Annotated in this window: 14 protein-coding genes, 5 tRNA genes and 2 pseudogenes; 14 read left to right on the forward strand and 7 right to left on the reverse strand. The window is 71.4% G+C overall.

The genetic code is table 11. The features are described 5' to 3' along the window. Positions 1-39 precede the first annotated feature (39 nt). Together AB0H32_RS07435 and ribA are read left to right on the forward strand one after the other, a co-directional pair. Entirely contained in the window at positions 40-624 is a 585-nt protein-coding gene (locus AB0H32_RS07435; protein WP_361115704.1) for a MarR family transcriptional regulator, read from the forward strand. 136 nt (positions 625-760) lie between these two features. Further along, complete coding sequence (gene ribA, locus AB0H32_RS07440) at positions 761-1,396, forward strand: GTP cyclohydrolase II (protein WP_361115707.1); 636 nt, start codon at positions 761-763, stop codon at positions 1,394-1,396. Positions 1,397-1,402: 6 nt separating this feature from the next. On the opposite strand, the gene AB0H32_RS07445 is transcribed toward ribA, so the two are convergent. Then, positions 1,403-2,818, reverse strand: coding sequence for a DHA2 family efflux MFS transporter permease subunit (locus tag AB0H32_RS07445; RefSeq protein WP_361115710.1), 1,416 nt, complete (start codon positions 2,816-2,818; stop codon positions 1,403-1,405). An 11-nt stretch (positions 2,819-2,829) separates the two neighbouring features. Next, positions 2,830-3,435, reverse strand: coding sequence for an NAD(P)H-dependent oxidoreductase (locus tag AB0H32_RS07450; protein ID WP_361115713.1), 606 nt, complete (start codon positions 3,433-3,435; stop codon positions 2,830-2,832). Positions 3,436-3,562: 127 nt separating this feature from the next. On the opposite strand from AB0H32_RS07450, the gene AB0H32_RS07455 reads away from it, so the two are divergent. The 3 genes and pseudogenes from AB0H32_RS07455 to AB0H32_RS07465 form a co-directional block, all read left to right on the forward strand. Beyond that, complete coding sequence (locus tag AB0H32_RS07455; RefSeq protein WP_361115716.1) at positions 3,563-4,261, forward strand: TetR/AcrR family transcriptional regulator; 699 nt, start codon at positions 3,563-3,565, stop codon at positions 4,259-4,261. 82 nt (positions 4,262-4,343) lie between these two features. Further along, a complete protein-coding gene (locus AB0H32_RS07460) occupies positions 4,344-5,363 on the forward strand; it encodes a GAF domain-containing protein (RefSeq protein ID WP_361115719.1) in 1,020 nt (339 codons plus the stop codon). Further along, positions 5,273-5,590 (forward strand): annotated as a pseudogene (locus tag AB0H32_RS07465) (helix-turn-helix transcriptional regulator); the annotation flags it as partial. The gene AB0H32_RS07460 and the pseudogene AB0H32_RS07465, both read left to right, overlap by 91 nt. 218 nt (positions 5,591-5,808) lie before the next feature. Here the strand turns inward: AB0H32_RS07465 and AB0H32_RS07470 are convergent. The 5 genes and pseudogenes from AB0H32_RS07470 to AB0H32_RS07490 all read right to left on the reverse strand — a co-directional run bounded on the left by AB0H32_RS07470 (position 5,809) and on the right by AB0H32_RS07490 (position 10,491). After that, positions 5,809-5,881, reverse strand: a tRNA-Lys gene (locus tag AB0H32_RS07470). A gap of 99 nt (positions 5,882-5,980) precedes the next feature. After that, positions 5,981-6,660: pseudogene (locus tag AB0H32_RS07475) on the reverse strand (amino acid permease); the annotation flags it as partial. 407 nt (positions 6,661-7,067) lie between these two features. Next, the gene (locus tag AB0H32_RS07480) at positions 7,068-9,230 is read right to left on the reverse strand and encodes a DEAD/DEAH box helicase (protein ID WP_361115722.1); all 2,163 of its coding nucleotides are present in this window, start codon (positions 9,228-9,230) and stop codon (positions 7,068-7,070) included. Positions 9,231-9,466: 236 nt separating this feature from the next. Further along, positions 9,467-9,982 (reverse strand): hypothetical protein, encoded by a 516-nt coding sequence (locus tag AB0H32_RS07485; protein ID WP_361115725.1) that lies wholly within the window; start codon positions 9,980-9,982, stop codon positions 9,467-9,469. 158 nt (positions 9,983-10,140) lie between these two features. Then, positions 10,141-10,491, reverse strand: coding sequence for a metallopeptidase family protein (locus AB0H32_RS07490; RefSeq protein WP_361115728.1), 351 nt, complete (start codon positions 10,489-10,491; stop codon positions 10,141-10,143). 83 nt (positions 10,492-10,574) lie between these two features. Here AB0H32_RS07490 and AB0H32_RS07495 point away from each other — a divergent pair, with 83 nt between their 5' ends. From AB0H32_RS07495 to AB0H32_RS07535, 9 genes are all read left to right on the forward strand, one after another. After that, complete coding sequence (locus AB0H32_RS07495) at positions 10,575-12,152, forward strand: metallophosphoesterase (RefSeq protein WP_361115731.1); 1,578 nt, start codon at positions 10,575-10,577, stop codon at positions 12,150-12,152. Between the two features lie 80 nt (positions 12,153-12,232). Then, a tRNA-Glu gene (locus AB0H32_RS07500) sits at positions 12,233-12,305 on the forward strand. Between the two features lie 37 nt (positions 12,306-12,342). Next, positions 12,343-12,417, forward strand: a tRNA-Asp gene (locus AB0H32_RS07505). Between the two features lie 24 nt (positions 12,418-12,441). After that, positions 12,442-12,515 (forward strand) — tRNA-Phe (locus AB0H32_RS07510). Positions 12,516-12,596: 81 nt separating this feature from the next. Continuing rightward, positions 12,597-12,791, forward strand: a complete 195-nt coding sequence (locus AB0H32_RS07515) for a DivIVA domain-containing protein (RefSeq protein ID WP_361115734.1) — start codon at positions 12,597-12,599, stop codon at positions 12,789-12,791. Next, positions 12,788-13,099, forward strand: coding sequence for a hypothetical protein (locus AB0H32_RS07520; RefSeq protein WP_361115737.1), 312 nt, complete (start codon positions 12,788-12,790; stop codon positions 13,097-13,099). The genes AB0H32_RS07515 and AB0H32_RS07520 overlap by 4 nt, the downstream gene beginning before the upstream one ends. Positions 13,100-13,158: 59 nt before the next feature. Continuing rightward, the gene (gene hrpA, locus AB0H32_RS07525) at positions 13,159-17,115 is read left to right on the forward strand and encodes an ATP-dependent RNA helicase HrpA (RefSeq protein WP_361115740.1); all 3,957 of its coding nucleotides are present in this window, start codon (positions 13,159-13,161) and stop codon (positions 17,113-17,115) included. Between the two features lie 95 nt (positions 17,116-17,210). Beyond that, positions 17,211-17,285 (forward strand) — tRNA-Asp (locus tag AB0H32_RS07530). Positions 17,286-17,451: 166 nt separating this feature from the next. Next, positions 17,452-17,691, forward strand: coding sequence for a DUF6274 family protein (locus AB0H32_RS07535; protein WP_361115743.1), 240 nt, complete (start codon positions 17,452-17,454; stop codon positions 17,689-17,691). Positions 17,692-17,772: the final 81 nt, after the last annotated feature.

Below are 17,772 nucleotides of genomic sequence, written 5' to 3' on the forward strand. Positions count from 1 at the left end.
GGTCTTGGTTCAAGTTTGAAACAAACTTACACTGGCGGCATGACGACCCGCTGGCTCACCCCCGAGGAGCAGCGCGCCTGGCGCGCCTACATCGCCGCCTCCCAGCTGCTGGAGGACGCGATCGACCGGCAGCTCCAGCAGGAGGCCGGCATGCCCCACCTGTTCTACTCCGTTCTGGCCAATCTCTCCGAGGCGTCCGACCGGCGCCTGCGGATGACCGACCTCGCCGAGAAGCTGAAGATCACCCGCAGCCGGCTGACGTATGCGGTGACCCGCCTCGAGCGGGACGGGCTGGTGCGCCGCGAGGAGTGTTGCTCGGACAAGCGCAGCTCGCTCGCGGTGCTGACGGACGAGGGGATGGCCGTACTGGAGCGTACGGCGCCCGGGCACGTCGAGGCGGTCCGTGCGACCCTCTTCGACCGGCTCACGCCGGAGCAGGTGGGGCACCTGGAGGAGATCTGCACGGGGATCACGCGCGGGCTGCAGGGGGACGACGCCGAGGCCGGGGCGGGCGACGTCCCGTGGCGGCGCCGTTCGTCGTGCTCGTCGTCCCGGCCCGACAGCCCTGGCAGTCCCGCCGGCCCCGCCAGTCCTGCCGGCCCCGACGGCCCTGCCGGCCCCTGAGCCGCGCCGGGGCGCACGGCGGCACCGGGGTCACATCGGAGTGCGCGAGAATCGATTGCTTTAACTTTTAAGCATGGGGTAGGGTCTCTCCGACCCACTGCTTCAAAACTGAAGCAACCGCCTCGGAGGGACCCGCATGCCCGACACCCCCGCCGCCACGCCGCGCGCCCGCGTCCGGGTACCGCTGCGCTTCGCCGACGGCTACCGCGTCGACGCCGAACTCGTCACCTTCCACGGCCTCACCGACGGCCAGGAGCACATCGCCGTAGTCCTCGGTGAGCCCGGCCCCGCCCCGCTTGTCCGGCTGCACTCCGAGTGCCTGACCGGGGACGTCTTCGGCTCGGCACGCTGCGACTGCGGCCCCCAGCTGCGCGAGGCGGTCGAGCGCATCGCCGACCGCGGGGGCGTCCTGCTCTACCTCCGCCAGGAGGGGCGCGGCATCGGCCTCTACAACAAGCTCGACGCCTACGCCCTCCAGGACCAGGGCCTCGACACCTACGAGGCGAACGCCGCGCTCGGGCTCCCGGAGGACGCCCGCGACTACACGGCCGCCGCGCAGATGCTGCAGGCCCTCGGCATCGGGGAGCTGGACCTGCTGTCCAACAACCCCGACAAGGCGGAGCAGTTGCGCGCGCTCGGCGTCGTCGTCCGCGACCGGGTGCCGACCGGCGTCTTCACCACGGCGCACAACGTGCGCTACCTCCGTGCGAAGGTCCTGCAGACCCAGCACACGCTGCCGCTCGCGGAGTTGAGCGAGCTGAACGCGGGCTGACCCGGCTCAGCTCCGGCGGCGGGCGGGCAGCCACAGCGCGGGCAGGACCGCCAGGGCCAGCAGGGCCGTGGCCACCGCGTACGCGAGGCGGAACCCGGTGAGGTCCTCGCCCGCCGACCCCAGCACCACCGACAGCAGGGCCGTCCCGACGGACGCCCCCAGCTGGGAGTTGATGCTGAGCGCGGTGCTCGCCGCCGCCACCCGGTCGGCGGGCAGGTCGCGGGTGGCCGTCGTCATGGTCGGCATCAGCACCATGCCGGAGCCGATGCCCATCACCGCGCCCGCGGCCACGACCCGCCACGCGGGCACACCGGCCTGGCCGACCTGCACGCCCACCAGGGCCATCCCCAGGGCGCCCACCGCGATCCCGGCCGGAATCAGACGGCGCGGCGACACCGTGTCGATCCGTCGCGCCGCGATCTGCATGGTCACCCCGACCGCGAGCCCGGCCGGCGCGCCCAACAGCCCGGCGGCAGTCGCGCTCACCCCCCGCTCCTGCTGCCAGTACAGCGGACCGAGCAGCATCGACCCGAAGTATCCGCAGGTGAACAGGGCGAGCGTGGCGATGCCCGCGGTGAAGGTGCGGTCGCGCAGCAGCCCGAGGTCCAGCAGCGGCTCGCGCGCGGTGAGCGCCCGGCACACGAAGGCGGCCGCGAGGGCGGCACCGGCCAGCGTGGGCAGCAGGACGCCCGGTGCCCCGAAGCCGCCGCGCTCGCCGCCGCGGGCCAGGCCGTACAGGAGCAGGGCGAGGCCGGGCGAGAGCGTCAGCAGGCCGGGGAGGTCCAGGCGGGGCCCGGAAGCGGTGCGGCTGCGGGGCGCGTCCGCGGGCAGCAGCCGGGCCGCGAGCGTCAGGGCCAGCGCGCCCACCGGCAGGTTGACCAGGAAGATCCAGCGCCAGGACGCGGAATCGACCAGCCATCCGCCGAGCACCGGCCCCGTCACGGGACCGACCAGTACGGGCAGCCCCAGCAGGGCCATCGCCCGGCCGAGCCGTTCCCGGTCGGCGATCCGCATCACCATCGCCATGCCGACCGGCATGAGCAGCCCCCCGCCCAGCCCCTGCACCGCGCGGAAGGCGATGAGGCTGCCCGCGTCCCAGGCGCAGGCGGCGAGCAGCGAGCCGGCCGTGAACAGGGTGAGCGCGGTCAGATAGGTGCGCCGGGCGCCGATCCGGGCCATCGCCCAGGCAGCGGTCGGGATGACGGCGGCGAGCGCCAGCGTGTACGCGGTGACGGTCCACTGGACGGTCTCCAGCGGGGCACCGAAGGACTCCGAGAGGCGGCGCAGTGCGACGTTGACGATCGTCATGTCGAGCACCGACATCATGGAGCCGATGACCACGACGACCACGGTCCGCCGCAGCGTCCCGGACATGGCGGGCACCGGGCGGGCCGGTGCGGCGACGGACCCGGTGGTACGCATCCGGCCGGCCCTCAGGCCGTGTAGGGACGCTCGGCGCGGGCGGCCCGCAGTGCCCTTCCCCACCAGGTGAGCTGGCCGAGCATGCCCTTGGCGGCGCCTGCGCACACGGCGGCGTCCAGCGGAGCGCCGTCCTTGCCGAGGCCGGACCAGGGGCCGTGCAGGCTGACCGAGTCGCGCACGGTCACCGTGTGCAGTTCGGCGAAGACCAGCCGGAGCTGCTCGACCGCGCGCAGGCCTCCGCCGAGTCCGCCGTAGGACACGAAGCCCACGGGCTTGGCCTGCCACTGGGCGTGGTGCCAGTCGATGAAGTTCTTCAGGGACGCCGGGAAGCTGTGGTTGTACTCCGGCGTGACGACGACGAACGCGTCGGCGGCGGCGAGCCGCGGCGAGACGTCCTCCAGCGCGGCGGCGGCCGCGGGGCTCGGGGTGCCGCCCCACCCGGGCAGCACCAGCGGCAGGTCCACGTCCGCGAGGTCGATGACGTCGAGGGCGAGGCCGGCGTCGCCGGCGGCGGTGCCGAGGAACCAGTCCGCGACGGCCCGGCCCTGGCGGCCCTCACGGACGCTGCCGACGATGACGGCCACGCGCAGCGGTGCTTGGTTGCTGACAACGGACACAGGAATCCCCCATCTCAGGGCGTCGGCCGCCCGGTGCGGCCTCCTGCCCAGCAAAGTACAACGAGCGTTGTAAAAATTACAACGCTCGTTGTAAGTCGGGTAGAGTGCGGGCCAGGAGGAGGCGAGAGTGGGCGAAACGAACGAGTCCCGGCTGGAGCGGGCGCGGCGCGAGGTCTCCCCGCGCAAGCTGGAGAAGCAGATGGCCATAGCGAGCGCGTCCTGCACGCTCTTCGGCCGCGAGGGCTACACGCGCGCCTCGGTCGACGCCCTCGCCGCGGAGGCCGGCGTCTCCACCCGCACGCTCTACAACCACTTCCCCGGTGGCAAGGCACAGCTCTTCCAGACCGTGGTGACCTGGACGTCGGGCGAGGTCCGGGACGCCCAGCTGGCCATCCTGCGCTCGGTACTGGACCCGGAGCGTCTGCCGCACCCCGAAGACCTCGAACGCGACCTCGTCTCCCTGGCCCGCGGGTTCGTCGGTCTCATGGCCGACTACCCGAACCACTTCGCCCTGGTCCGCCACATCCACGCCGAGGCCGACCACGTACCGCCGGAGGTCCTCGGGGCCTGGCACAAGGCCGGGCCGGAACCGGTCGGCCGGGCGGTCACGGAGGCGATGACGCACCTTGCCGAGGCCGGACTGCTCGACGCACACGGCGACCCGGCTCTGGCGGCCGGCCATTTCATGGCCCTGACCTCGCACACCATCGTCCAGTCCACCCACTACGGCGTCCTGCCCCTCCCGCAGGAGGAGACGGACCGCCTGATCACGGGTGGGGTCGCGGCGTTCCTCAGGGCGTACGCGGCATCCGCCGCCCGGCGCTGAGCCGGGTCCCCGGACGGCTGTCCAGAGTGGCGGAGGAGACGTAAACTCGTCGCAAAGACACCCGATCGAGGGTGTGGTGCACATGAGCCATCCTCACAACCTCGTGAGGCCGCTGGAGCAGGTCACGGCCTCCTATCGCTCTGCCCGGCCCCGGCCGGCGCGCAAGGTGGCCGTCACGGAGAGAGCCGACCAGCTCAGCGCGTGGGTCGCCCTCAGCCTGGACGAGCCCTCGGCCCTCAAGAACCTGCAGGACGCGGCAGCAGAACTGCACGACGTCACTCAGCTGACCGCCGTACTCCCGCGGGTCGCCGGAGGGGCGATGGCGCTCATGGGCGCCGAATTCGGGAACATCCAGTTCGTGGACCCGCGCGACGACTCGCTGGTCCTGGTCACCCAGTCCGGCTTCGGCCACGAGTTCCTCGACCACTTCGCGGTGGTCCGGGACAGCCGCTCCGTCTGCGGACGGGCCGCCTGGCAGGGCGTCCAGGCGGTCTCGGACGACGTCCGCGACGACCCGGCCTTCACGCCCCACCAGAAGATCTTCCGCTCGGCGGGGGTCCGCTCGGTCCAGTCCACACCGCTGGTCGATCACAACGGGCAGCTGATGGGGATGATCTCGACGCACACGTCACAGCCCGGCCGGCCGTCCGACCAGGATCTGCGGGTCATGGAGCTGTACGCGCAGCTGGCGGGCGAGGTCATCGCACGGCACCTGGCCGGACACGGTGTCGACGGCCGTCCGCACAACGGCACGCATCTCGATGTGCGCATGCCGCTCCCCGCGCCGAGCGGGACCACACAGTGGGTGTACCGGGTGGACGAACCGTACGGTTCCGACGGGTGCCGCACCTACGGCATCCACCCCAGCCAGTGGCGCGGAAGGATCACCACCGACGACCCGGCCCAGGACGCCGAGTACGCCGCCGCCCTCGTCGCCCGCGATCTGAGGGCCGAGTGGAGCATCAACGGCAACGGATCCACGAGACCCGTCCACGTGCACGTCTGGCGCGGCTGGGAGGGGACCCACCGGGACGCTGCCTTCACCATGGAGGTCCAGCCCGACGTCGACGGGAGGCACCGTCCGGCAGCCGACTCGGTGTAGACCGGGATGCGGCCCCGGACGGGGCAACGACTCGGAGGCCGCCCCACGGGCGGCCTCGAACTCTCGGTTCCCCGCTCACCGTCCGGGAACACGAGGTGCTCGACCTCCTGTCCGACGGCCTGTCAAACGTGCAGATGGGCAATCGGCTCACCCTGTGCCCGGCCACCGTCAAGGACCACGTCAGCTGCGTCCTCATCAAGCTGGGCCCCAACAACCGCGTACAGGCTGCCGTTTACGCCCAACAGGCGTCGGCCCCGATCATAGCACCCTGCTCAGACGAGCCGATCGCGACGGCCGCTGGGGCGTCGCCTGCCTCGCCCACCCCGGCCTTCCGCTCGCGCATCGCGCGCGCACGGCCCCGAAAACGCCACGGCGCCCGAGCCGGCCGAAGCCGAATCGGGCGCCGCACAGCAGGTCGGAGGGCATGCTGCCCGCCTGCGAACCGTAGGCCCTGTGGGACTCGAACCCACAACCAATGGATTAAAAGTCCACTGCTCTGCCAATTGAGCTAAGGGCCCAGGCGATGTTGCCTGTCCGAGCATAGCCGGACGCGGCCGAGTCTCCGATCGGGTATTGGCGACTCGGCCGCGTCGGGTGGCCGGTGCGGGTGGGTGTGATCAGTTTTCGACCGGCTCGCGAGCCCGGACGTGCGCCGGATCGAGGAACCAGTGGCGGGCCGAGGCCGGCCACCAGGTGGTCGGGGAGCCCAGGGCGAGAGCGGCGAGCGCGGCCGGCCAGACCGCCGCCACAGGGGTGCGGGTGCGGGTGCTGGCCGTGTGCCGGACGCAGGAGAAGGGCAGCACGCCGACCACGGGAAAAAGCCTGGATCATGCGGCTGTTGGCGGTCACCGAGGCCATTCCGCAGAAGAGCTGGGCACCGATCACCACCAGCAGCAGCGCCTTGTCGGTCGTTGCTCCCAGTGCGTCCAGGAGGATCTGGGCGGGGGGCGCGCCGGTCGGCGAGGCCGGCTCCTTGTCGTAGGACCGGATGGCGAAGGTGAAGCCGAGGAGCAGGACCTAGCCCGCCACCCGCGACGTCCGGATGGAGCGGGCGATGCCCTTCGGGCCCGCCGTCGACGCGTCGTGGGTCTCCTCCGTCATATGGGCCGAGGCGTCGTGCCCAGTGAGTGTGTACCGCGCCATCAGGAGACCCGGCAGCACCACGTACGGCCCGCTGCCCCCAGCCGGTCCCGTTGACGAACTTCGTGAACACGAAGGACGCCGACCGGGGGTGGTCGGAGACGAGGGCCGGCGCACCGACGATCACGGCGACGCCCAGCACGTGCCACCACACGCTCCTGGGTGCAACCGAGCTGAGCCGGCCGTTCCCCGTCCGCCCCCCACTCAGACCTGCGTCATCCGTCATGTCCCCCAGCGATTCCCCCGCCGGGTGCGTGACATGCGTCACTCGGTGGCCGGAAGTCACCGTCAGGCCGAGAACGGACGGGCCGACAGGGACACCGCGGGAAGAGCCCCCTTGCAGCCCTGCCGGGCCGGTGCCGGCCCTCATGACTGCCGATGACGCCGAAGCCGTTGCTTCCGCCCGCTCACTCGGCGCGGACAGCGCGACCGAGGGGAATCGCCGCCGCCGCGCCGGGCCCGGAAACGCCGCAAGGGCCCGTACGAACGAAGTCGTACGGGCCCTTGCCGGGTCATTCGGCGTCAGCCGGTGGTCGCGGCGTCAGCCGGTGCTCCCGGGCTGCGTCAGCCGTTGCGCTTCCAGCGCGGCTTGTCCTCGCGGCGGCCGAAGGAGCCGGTGCCGCGGTGGTCGTCACGACGGCCGTAGGGGCGGTCGTGGCCGGCCGAGCGGAAGCCCGGGCGGTCGTCGCGGCGGTCGCGGTTGAACGGACGGTCGCTGCCCCGGTGCCCACCGCGCTCGTCGCGGCGGAAGCCGCCACGCTCGTCACGGCGCTCGAAGGAACGGCCACCGCGGTCGCCGCGGTCGCCGCGCTCGTCACGGCGCTCGAAGGGACGGCCACCGCGGTCGTCACGGCGCTCGAAGCCACGGCCACCGCGGTCACCGCGGTCGCCACGCTCGTCACGGCGCTCGAAGGGACGGCCACCGCGGTCGTCACGGCGCTCGAAACCGCGGTCACGGTCCCGGTCGCGGTCGAACGGACGGCGGTCGTCGCGACGCTCGAAGCCACGGCCACCGCGGTCGCCCCGGTCGTCACGGCGCTCGAAGCCACGGCCACCGCGGTCGTCACGGCGCTCGAAGGAACGGCCACCGCGGTCACCCCGGTCGTCACGGCGCTCGAAGCCCCGCTCGCCCCGGTCCCGGTCGAAGCCGCGCCGCTCCCGGCGGTCGTACGACGCAGCCGCCGGACGCTCCTCGCGCTCGGTCTCGCGCTCGGCCGGCTCCTGCGTCACGGACGCCTCGACCACGGCCTCGGCCGCGGCGGCCTGGGCCTCGGCCACCGCCGTCTCCGGGTCCTCGCCGCGCTCGCGGGCGACCCGGACGACGAGCCGGTCGGCCTCCTCGCGCAGTTCGGTCGCGCGGCGCTGGGCGCGCTCCAGCTGCTTGGTGAGCTGGGCGACCTCACGCTCGGCCTGCTGGGCGGCGTTGCCCGCGGACTCGGCCTGGACCTCGGTCATGGAGCGGGCGCCGGTGATCTCGGCGACCTCCGGGTCGAAGGCGGCACCGCCCTGGATGATGTGGCGCGCGGCGTCGACGCCCGCGTCCTCCATCAGGCGGAAGATCTGGCGGCGCTGGTGAGGCAGGGACAGGGACACGACCGTGCCGGTGCGGCCGGCGCGCGCCGTGCGGCCGGCGCGGTGCAGGTAGTCCTTGTGGTCGCCCGCCGGGTCCACGTTCAGCACCAGGTCGATGCCGTCGACGTGGATGCCGCGCGCGGCGACGTCGGTCGCGACGAGGACGTTGACGTACCCGTCCTTGAAGTCGGCCAGCGTGCGGGTGCGGGCGCCCTGGGTCATGCCGCCGTGCAGCGCGTCGGCCTTCGCGCCGGCCTCGCGGAGCTGCTCGGCGACACGGTCGGCGCCCAGCTGGGTGCGGACGAAGATGATCGTGCGGCCCTTGCGGGAGGCGATCGCGGCGGTGACCGGCGCCTTGTCCTTGGGCTTCACGATGAGGATGTGGTGCGACATGGTCGTCACCGCGCCCTGGGCCGCGTCCACCTCGTGGGAGACGGGCTCGTTCAGGTAGCGGTCGACGAGGGTCTGGATCTCGTTCTCCATGGTCGCGGAGAACAGCATCCGCTGGCCGCCCGCCGGGACCTGGTCGAGCAGCTCGGTGACCTCGGGCAGGAAGCCCAGGTCGGACATCTGGTCGGCCTCGTCCAGGACGGTGATCTGCACGTCCTCCAGGGAGCAGGCGCCGCGGTTGATGATGTCGCGCAGCCGGCCCGGGGTGGCGACGAGGATGTCGACGCCGCGCTCCAGGGCGTAGATCTGGTTGCCCATCGACGTACCGCCGCAGACGACCTTCATCTTCAGGCCGAGGACGTCGCCGTACGGCTGGAGGGCGTCGGCCACCTGCATGGCCAGCTCACGGGTCGGGGTGAGGATGACCGCGCGGGGCTTGTGCTTCTGGGTGCGGCCGCCGGCCAGCGTGGCCAGGGTCGGCAGACCGAAGGAGAGGGTCTTGCCGGAGCCGGTGCGGCCACGGCCGAGGATGTCCTTGCCGGTCAGGGCGTCCGGGATGGTCGCGGCCTGGATCGGGAAGGGGGTGGTGACGCCGTTCTGCGCGAGCTTGCGCACGATGCCCTCGGGGAGGCCGAGGTCGGCGAAGGTGATCTGGGGGGTCTGGGTGGTCTGGGGGGTGTCAGCGGTCTCGGGGACCTCGGTCACCAACTCGTCGTCCTGGATGTTCTCGGACATGACGATGTGATCAGTACTGGACACGGACATGCGAATGCGAAACCTTCCGGAGTCTCTTCGGCACGCGCCCGTCAACTCCGTGATTCGCTCACGACCGCCTCAATGCGGTCCGCCACGGCAAGGGAGAGTACGCGCCACACGGCGCGCTCTGTGGTGGCGCCGGGCAAATGGGATCAAACGATCTACCACCATACGCACCTAACACCCCTGAAGGCAAACCGGCCCCATCACCACAGGTCAGCGGCCATGTCCCGGCCGGGCCGCGGTCACGCCGGAGTACCCGCCTCGGGTGCCGGCTCGCGCGCGGCCAGCTGCGGTCCCGTCTCCTCGTGGGCCGAGGACGACGGCTCGGCGGTCGGCGGCTCCGTGGTCGGCGCGGGCGGGGTGGTCGGCGGGGGCTCGGGCGGGGCGGACGTCACCGGAGGCGTCGGCTGGGCCTTGGTCGGCGCCGGCTGTGCGGGCCCCGCGGTCGTGCGCGGCTTCTGCGGTGCCGACGACGCACTGGGCGCCCCGGACGACGTGGGCGAGGCCGAGGCCGACTTGCCCGGCTCGGCCTTGCCGCCGTGCCCGTGCTTGCCGTCACCACCGCGCGCCTGACCGCCGTAGCCGAGGCCGCCCCGGCCGTCCACCGGGCCACCGTCGGGCGCCGGGCCGCCCTGCTGGGCCGCCGAGTGCGAGGGCCTGGCACGGCCGGCGTCGTCGCCCACGCTCACACAGCCGGCGGCGGTGGTGACGGCCAGCACCGCGACGGCCAGTCGGACGGGTACGTACAAGGGGCGCACGGCGGCCACCTCCGGAGGCGGGAAAGGGAGTCGACCTCCCCAACTCCCGCCGCCCGCAAGAGGACACGCGCCGCGCCGACCCGCGTCCCCGCGCCGCGCCCGCCCGTGCCCCCGCGCCTGTCACCCCTGCCCGGCGCCCCTGCCCGGCGCCCCTGCTCTCACCCGTAGCCGAGCGCGTGCAGCCGGGCGTCGTCGATGCCGAAGTGGTGGGCGATCTCGTGCACCACGGTGACCTCCGTCTCGGCGACGACGTCCTCGCGGGTGTCGCACATCCTGAGCGTCGGCCCCCGGTAGACGGTGATCCGGTCCGGCAGCACACCGGCGTACCACTCGCCCCGGTCGGTCAGCGGAGTCCCCTCGTACAGCCCGAGCAGCTCGGGGTCGTCGGCGGGCGGCTCGTCCTCGACGAACACCGCGACGTTGTCCATCAGTCGTGTCAGCTCCGGGGGAATCCGGTCGAGCGCCTCGGCGACCAGTTCCTCGAACTCCTCGCGCGTCATCTCCAGCACACGGTCATTGTCCGGCACGGGACGCCCGTACGAGTGCGGCGAACCGTCGCATATCCACGCCGGAGCCTGGGCATACGGCACCAATGGCCCGCGTCCCCGTCGCAGCCCTGAACCGCATGCCGAGCAGGATCCCGCACCGCATGCGCCGCCCCCGCCGGACCGCCAGCGCCCTCCCCGACCTCCCGCTCGCCCCTCGCCCCCGCCCCTGGCTCGGCGCCCTCGGCCTCGGCGCGGTGGTCCTCGTCGGCGCCTGGCTGGGCCTGCTGATCGTCGGGAACGTGCGGGCGCCGGTCGGCCCGATGGACACGACCATGGCGCTGCGCCCCTCCCTCACCGGCGGCACGAAGATCAATGTCTCCCCGCTGGGCGCACTGACCCTGGACAGCCATGTCGCGCCCGTCCGCCTGGACGTGAACGTCGACCAGCTCGACCCGCTGCGCTCCCAGGCCCTCGTCGACCACCCCGAGCGGCTCTCCGGCCTCCAGGACGAGGTCGCCCGGGACGTCGAGCACGGCACCCTCGACCTGGCCGTGCGCTCCTCGGTCGCCGTGGTCTCCGGGGCGACGGCCCTCGGTCTCGCCGTCTACCGCCGCCCGCGCCGGGCCCTCGCGGCCGGCGGACTGGCCCTCACCCTGCTCGCGGCCTCGGGCGCGACGGCGTACGCCACCTGGAACCCGAAGTCGGTCCTGGAGCCGAGGTTCTCCGGTCTGCTGTCCTCCGCGCCGTCCCTGGTCGGCAACGCGCGCAGCATCGTCACGGAGTTCGACGTCTACCAGAAGGAGTTGGCGCGCCTGGTGACGAACGTGACGAAGCTGTACGACGTCACCTCCACGCTCCCGGCCTACCGGCCGGACCCCTCCACCCTGCGGGTGCTGCACGTCTCGGACATCCACCTCAACCCGGCGAGCTGGAAGATCATCGCCTCGCTGGTGGAGCAGTACAAGGTGAACGTGATCGTCGACACCGGCGACACGATGGATCACGGCACGGCGGCGGAGAACGGCTTCCTGGACCCGGTCCGGGACCTGGGCGTGCCCTACGTCTGGGTCCGCGGCAACCACGACTCCTCCGTGACCCAGCGCTACCTGCAGCGCATGAAGAACGTGCACGTCCTGGACGACGGCCGGGCACAGACCGTCGGGGGCCTGCGCTTCGCGGGCATCGGCGACCCGCAGTTCACCCCGGACCGCTCGGTGGCACCCGGCGGGGACGCGGCCGAGCAGCTGGCGGGCGCCCGTCTGGCCGCGGCCCTGCACGACCAGCGGGTGGCCGGCACCCCGGTGGACGTGGCGATCGCGCACGAGCCGTCCGCCGCCCGGGAGACGGACGGCGAGGTGCCGCTGGTGCTCTGCGGCCACCTGCATCACGAGGGGACGGAGATGCTGAAGTACGGCACCCGGCTGCGCATGGAGGGCTCGACCGGCGGCAGCGGCCTGCGCGCGGTCGAGCACGCCTACCCCGCACCCATCGAGGCCTCGATCCTCTACTTCGACCGCGACAGCCGCCGCCTGCAGGCCTGGGACGCGATCGAGCTGGGCGGCCTGGGCCTGACGACGGCGGAGGTCAGCCGCCACCTTCCGGAGGAGAACATGCCGGGCGCCACACCGCCCCCGCGCTCCCTGTCGCCCTCTTCCCCCACCTCTTCGTCCTCGTCGCCGTAAACCGTTTTGGCGATACTCCCCGCCATCCCATATGCTTCTCACGTCCCCGACGCGCTGAGAAGCGCCCAGGCGGGCCGATAGCCCTCATCGTCTAGCGGCCTAGGACGCCGCCCTTTCAAGGCGGTAGCACGGGTTCGAATCCCGTTGGGGGCACGCAAGATCGTGTGCAACACTGTTGCACGCACAGCTTGGTCCTGTGGAGCAGTTTGGAGTGCTCGCCACCCTGTCAAGGTGGAGGCCGCGGGTTCAAATCCCGTCAGGACCGCTGAGGTTTCACGTGAAACCTCGTGGCTGGGTAGCTCAGTTGGTACGAGCGATCGCCTGAAAAGCGATAGGTCGCCGGTTCGACCCCGGCCCCAGCCACAGCCAGAAGGCCCCGTTCGACAGAGCGGGGCCTTCGTCGTATCCGGCCGGGTCATCGGCCTGCTCTCGGGGGAGGCAGCCTTGGAAGGCGATTTCCGGTTCGACATCGCACGGCGCGGCTACGACCGCACCCAGGTGGACGCCTATCTGGACCGCCTGGCCTCGGGCCCGGCACCCGACGCACCGCCCGTTTTCGACATCGTCCGACGCGGGTACGACCGAGCACAGGTGGACGCTCGGGTGGAGCAGCTGCGGAGCGGGGGGCGAGGCCGATGAGCCGGAGCGAGACCGGAACGGTCCAGGACACGGAGCTGGAGAAGGACCGGGCACGGTACGGGCTGCTCGCGGTCGTGATCAGCAATGTCGCCATCGCCGCGGTCGCGATCATCGGGGTGTGGCGGCTCAACGGCGACAAGGCCGTGGTCGTCGGGGTGCTGACCGCCGCGTTCACCGCGGTGAGCAGCACGACCACCGCCTATCTCGGCATCAAGGCGGTGTCCAACACCGCGAAGTCGATCGCTCTCGGGGACCCGTCGAGCCGGCAGCGCGCACAAGCCGCGCCGCCCGCCCAGCGCACGCCCTGAGCGCGCCCGAAGCAAATCGTTCGCCAGCGATTTCCCCGAGGTGAGATCCTGGACCGCGTATGTCTACGCATCCAGCCCCCGCCCTCGGCACCCTCGCCTCCCGTCTGACCGAGCTGTCGCTGCGCGACGCGCACCGGCTCGGCAGGCGGCTCGAGGGCGCGCGCAAGATCCGTAAGCCGGAGGCCCACGCCGCCGTCCTCGCCGAGATCGAGGCCGAGATCGGCAAGGCCTCGGCACGGATGGACGAACGGCGCTCCCGTGTGCCCGCCGTCACCTACCCGGAGCAACTGCCCGTCAGCCAGAAGAAGGACCTGATCGCCGAAGCCATCCGCGATCACCAGGTCGTCATCGTGGCCGGTGAGACCGGGTCCGGCAAGACCACGCAGATCCCCAAGATCTGTATGGAGCTGGGGCGGGGTGTCCGCGGCATGATCGGGCACACCCAGCCCCGCCGTATCGCCGCCCGGACCGTCGCCGAGCGTGTCGCCGACGAGCTGAGCACGCCCCTCGGCGAGGCCGTCGGCTGGAAGGTCCGCTTCACCGACCAGGTGAACCCGGACGCCACCTTCGTCAAGCTGATGACGGACGGCATCCTGCTCGCCGAGATCCAGACGGACCGCGAGCTGCGCGCCTACGACACGATCATCATCGACGAGGCCCACGAGCGGTCCCTCAACATCGACTTCCTGCTCGGGTACCTGGCCCAGCTGCTGCCGAAGCGGCCCGATCTGAAGGTCGTCATCACCTCGGCGACCATCGATCCCGAGCGCTTCTCGCGGCACTTCGGCGACGCCCCGATCATCGAGGTCAGCGGGCGGACATATCCGGTGGAGGTGCGGTATCGCCCGCTCCTCGAAGAGGACTCCGAGGACGCCGACCGGGACCAGATCACCGCGATCACCGACGCCGTCGAGGAGCTGATGGCGGAGGGGAAGGGCGACGTCCTCGTCTTCCTCTCCGGTGAGCGGGAGATCCGGGACACGGCGGACGCGCTGGAGAAGAAGAAGTACAGATTCACGGAGATCCTGCCGCTGTACGCCCGGCTCTCGCACGCAGAGCAGCATCGCGTCTTCCAGCCGCACACCGGACGCAGGATCGTTCTGGCGACCAACGTCGCCGAGACCTCCCTGACCGTCCCCGGGATCAAGTACGTCATCGACCCCGGCTTCGCCCGGATCAGCCGCTACAGCCACCGCACCAAGGTCCAGCGGCTGCCCATCGAGGCGATCTCCCAGGCCAGCGCCAACCAGCGCAAGGGCCGCTGCGGCCGTACCTCCGACGGCATCTGCATCCGGCTGTACAGCGAGGACGACTTCGACACCCGCCCGGAGTTCACGGACGCCGAGATCCTCCGGACGAACCTCGCCTCCGTCATCCTCCAGATGACCGCGGCCGGCCTCGGCGACATCGAGAAGTTCCCTTTCATCGACCCGCCGGACCACCGCAACATCCGCGACGGCGTACAGCTGCTGCAGGAGCTGCACGCGCTGGACCCGGCCCAGAAGGACCCGCGCAAGCGCCTCACCGACACCGGCCGCAAGCTGGCCCAGCTGCCCGTCGACCCCCGGCTGGCCCGCATGGTCCTGGAGGCCGACAAGAACGGCTGCGTCCGCGAGGTCATGGTCATCGCGGCCGCGCTGTCCATCCAGGACCCGCGCGAGCGCCCGGCCGACAAGCAGGCCCAGGCCGACCAGCAGCACGCCCGCTTCAAGGACGAGACCAGCGACTTCCTCGCCTATCTGAACCTGTGGCGGTACATCCGCGAGCAGCAGAAGGAGCGCGGCTCGTCGTCCTTCCGCCGGATGTGCAAGCAGGAGTACCTGAACTTCCTGCGCATTCGCGAATGGCAGGACATCTACACCCAGCTGCGCACGGTCGCCAAGCAGATGGGCATGCACCTCGAGGAGCCCTCGGCGGGATCCGAGGCCCCCACCGACCGCGTCCACGTCTCGCTCCTCGCCGGCCTTCTCTCCCACATCGGGATGAAGGACGTGAAGGACGGCAACAAGAACGAGTACCTGGGCGCCCGCAGCGCCAAGTTCGCGATCTTCCCCGGCTCGGCGCTGTTCCGTAAGCAGCCCCGGTTCCTGATGTCCGCCGAACTCGTGGAGACCTCCCGGCTGTGGGCCCGGGTCAACGCGAAGATCGAGCCCGATTGGGTCGAACCGCTCGCCGAGCACCTGCTCAAGCGGACGTACAGCGAACCGCACTGGGAGAAGGACCAGGCGGCCGTGATGGCGTACGAGAAGGTGACGCTGTACGGCGTCCCGATCGTCGCCCAGCGGAAGGTCAACTACGGCCGGATCGACCCGGAGACCAGCCGCGAGCTGTTCATCCGCAACGCTCTGGTCGAGGGGGACTGGCGCACGCACCACAAGTTCTTCGCCGACAACCGCAAGCTGCTCAGCGAGGTCGAGGAGCTGGAGCACCGGGCGCGGCGCCGGGACATCGTCGTGGACGACGACACGCTGTTCGACTTCTACGACCAGCGGGTGCCCGAACACGTCGTCTCCGGTGCCCACTTCGACTCCTGGTGGAAGCGGAAGCGGACCGAGCAGCCCGACTTCCTCGACTTCGAGCGCGAGATGCTCATCCGCGAGTCGGCGGAGGCGGTCACCAAGGCCGACTACCCGGACAGCTGGCGGCAGGGGCCGTTGAAGTTCCGTGTCACCTACCAGTTCGAGCCCGGCGCGGACGCCGACGGTGTGACCGTCCACATCCCGCTCCAGGTGCTCAACCAGGTCACCGACGAGGGCTTCGACTGGCAGATCCCGGGCCTGCGCGAGGAGGTGGTGACGGAGCTGATCCGCACCCTGCCCAAGCCGATCCGCCGCAACTACGTACCCGCGCCGAACTACGCGAGGGCGTTCCTGGAGCGGGCGGTACCCCTGCAGGAGCCGCTGGCGGTGACGATGGCCCGCGAGCTCAAGCGCATGGTCGGCGTCCCCTTCGAGGCGGACGACTTCGACTGGGCGAAGGTCCCCGACCACCTGAAGATCACCTTCCGTATCGTCGACGAGCGGCGCCGGAAGCTGGCCGAGGACAAGGACCTGGAGGCGCTCAAGCTCCGGCTGAAGCCCAAGGCCCGCCAGGCCCTCTCCCAGGCCGCGGCCGCGACCGCCTCCCGGCAGGGCGGGGAGTCCCTGGAGCGCAAGGGCCTCACCGACTGGACGATCGGCACGCTCACCCGGGTCTTCGAGACGCGCCGGGCCGGGCAGCCGGTGAAGGCGTACCCGGCGCTGGTGGACGACGGCGACACGGTCTCGGTCCGCCTCTTCGACACCGAGGCCGAGCAGGCCGAGGCGATGTGGAAGGGCACCCGGCGCCTCATCCTGCGCAACATCCCGGTGAACCCGGCAAAGTTCGCATCCGAGAAGCTGACCAACGCCCAGAAGCTGGCGCTCTCCGCCAATCCGCACGGCTCGATCCAGGCCCTCTTCGACGACTGCGCGATGGCCGCGGCCGACAAGCTGATCGGGGACTTCGGGGGGCCGGTGTGGGACGAGGAGTCGTACCGGAAGCTGTACGACAAGGTGCGCGCGGAGATCGTGGACACGACGGTCCGTACGGTCGGGCAGGTGCAGCAGGTCCTCGCGGCCTGGCAGGCCTGTGAGCGCCGTCTGAAGGCCGTGAAGAGCCCCGCCCTCCTGGCGAACCTGGCGGACGTCCGCAAGCAGCTGGACGCCCTCGTGAAGCCCGGATTCGTCACGTGGGCGGGGATACGGCGGCTGCCCGACCTCATGCGCTACCTGGTCGCCGCCGACCGGCGCCTGCAGCAGATGCCGACCGGCGTCCAGCGGGACACCACCCGCATGGAGAAGGTCCACGAGATGCAGGACGAGTACGCCTGGCTGCTGGAACAGCTGCCGCAGGGCCGGCCGGTGCCGCAGCAGGTGCTCGACATCCGCTGGATGATCGAGGAGCTGCGGGTCAGCTACTTCGCGCACGCGCTGGGCACGGCGTACCCGGTCTCCGACAAGCGGATCGTGAAGGCGATCGACGCCGCGGCGCCGTAGTCGATCGTGTACGCAGGGTGAGTTCGACCAGCGGGCGCACCCTCCTGTACAGTCTCTTCTCGCAGCGCAACGCAGAAATAAGCGCCGCGAAACCTGGTCCTGTGGAGCAGTTTGGAGTGCTCGCCACCCTGTCAAGGTGGAGGCCGCGGGTTCAAATCCCGTCAGGACCGCAAACGAAGGGCCCCCGAGAGGGGGCCCTTCTGCTGTTCCACCGAGGCCCCCGTGTCCGCCGCCCTGCTCAGGCCCGCGCAACCGCTCGCGCCCTTGACGACGTCACATTCCACCGGTACCCAGAAACCAGGGCCCGTCCCCCTGTGCGGCCCCTGGAGGTGGCGTATGGCGGCATCGGCCAGGCACGAGACGCGAGCGCTGCTGAGGGCGCATCTGTCGGCCGCTTCGTCCTACCGGCACCTCACCCGCCACTGCCCGATCTGCCACCACCTGCTGCGACTGGCGATGGCCGGCGGCCCACGCCCCACGGAGCCGGGCGACGAGGTCGTCGAGGTCGCGGAGACCATCGGAGTCATCGACGCCATCGAGGTCGTCGTCGAGGACGGGAGTCCCCGCAGCGCGTGACCCGTGCCGGGCCCAACACCCGCCCGGGCATGGCACGCTGGAACGAGAGGTTCCATTAGCGCACGCATGCCGATGTCAACA

Origin of the sequence: Streptomyces sp. NPDC020362 (genome assembly GCF_040642095.1) — a bacterium.
GTDB lineage: Bacteria > Actinomycetota > Actinomycetes > Streptomycetales > Streptomycetaceae > Streptomyces.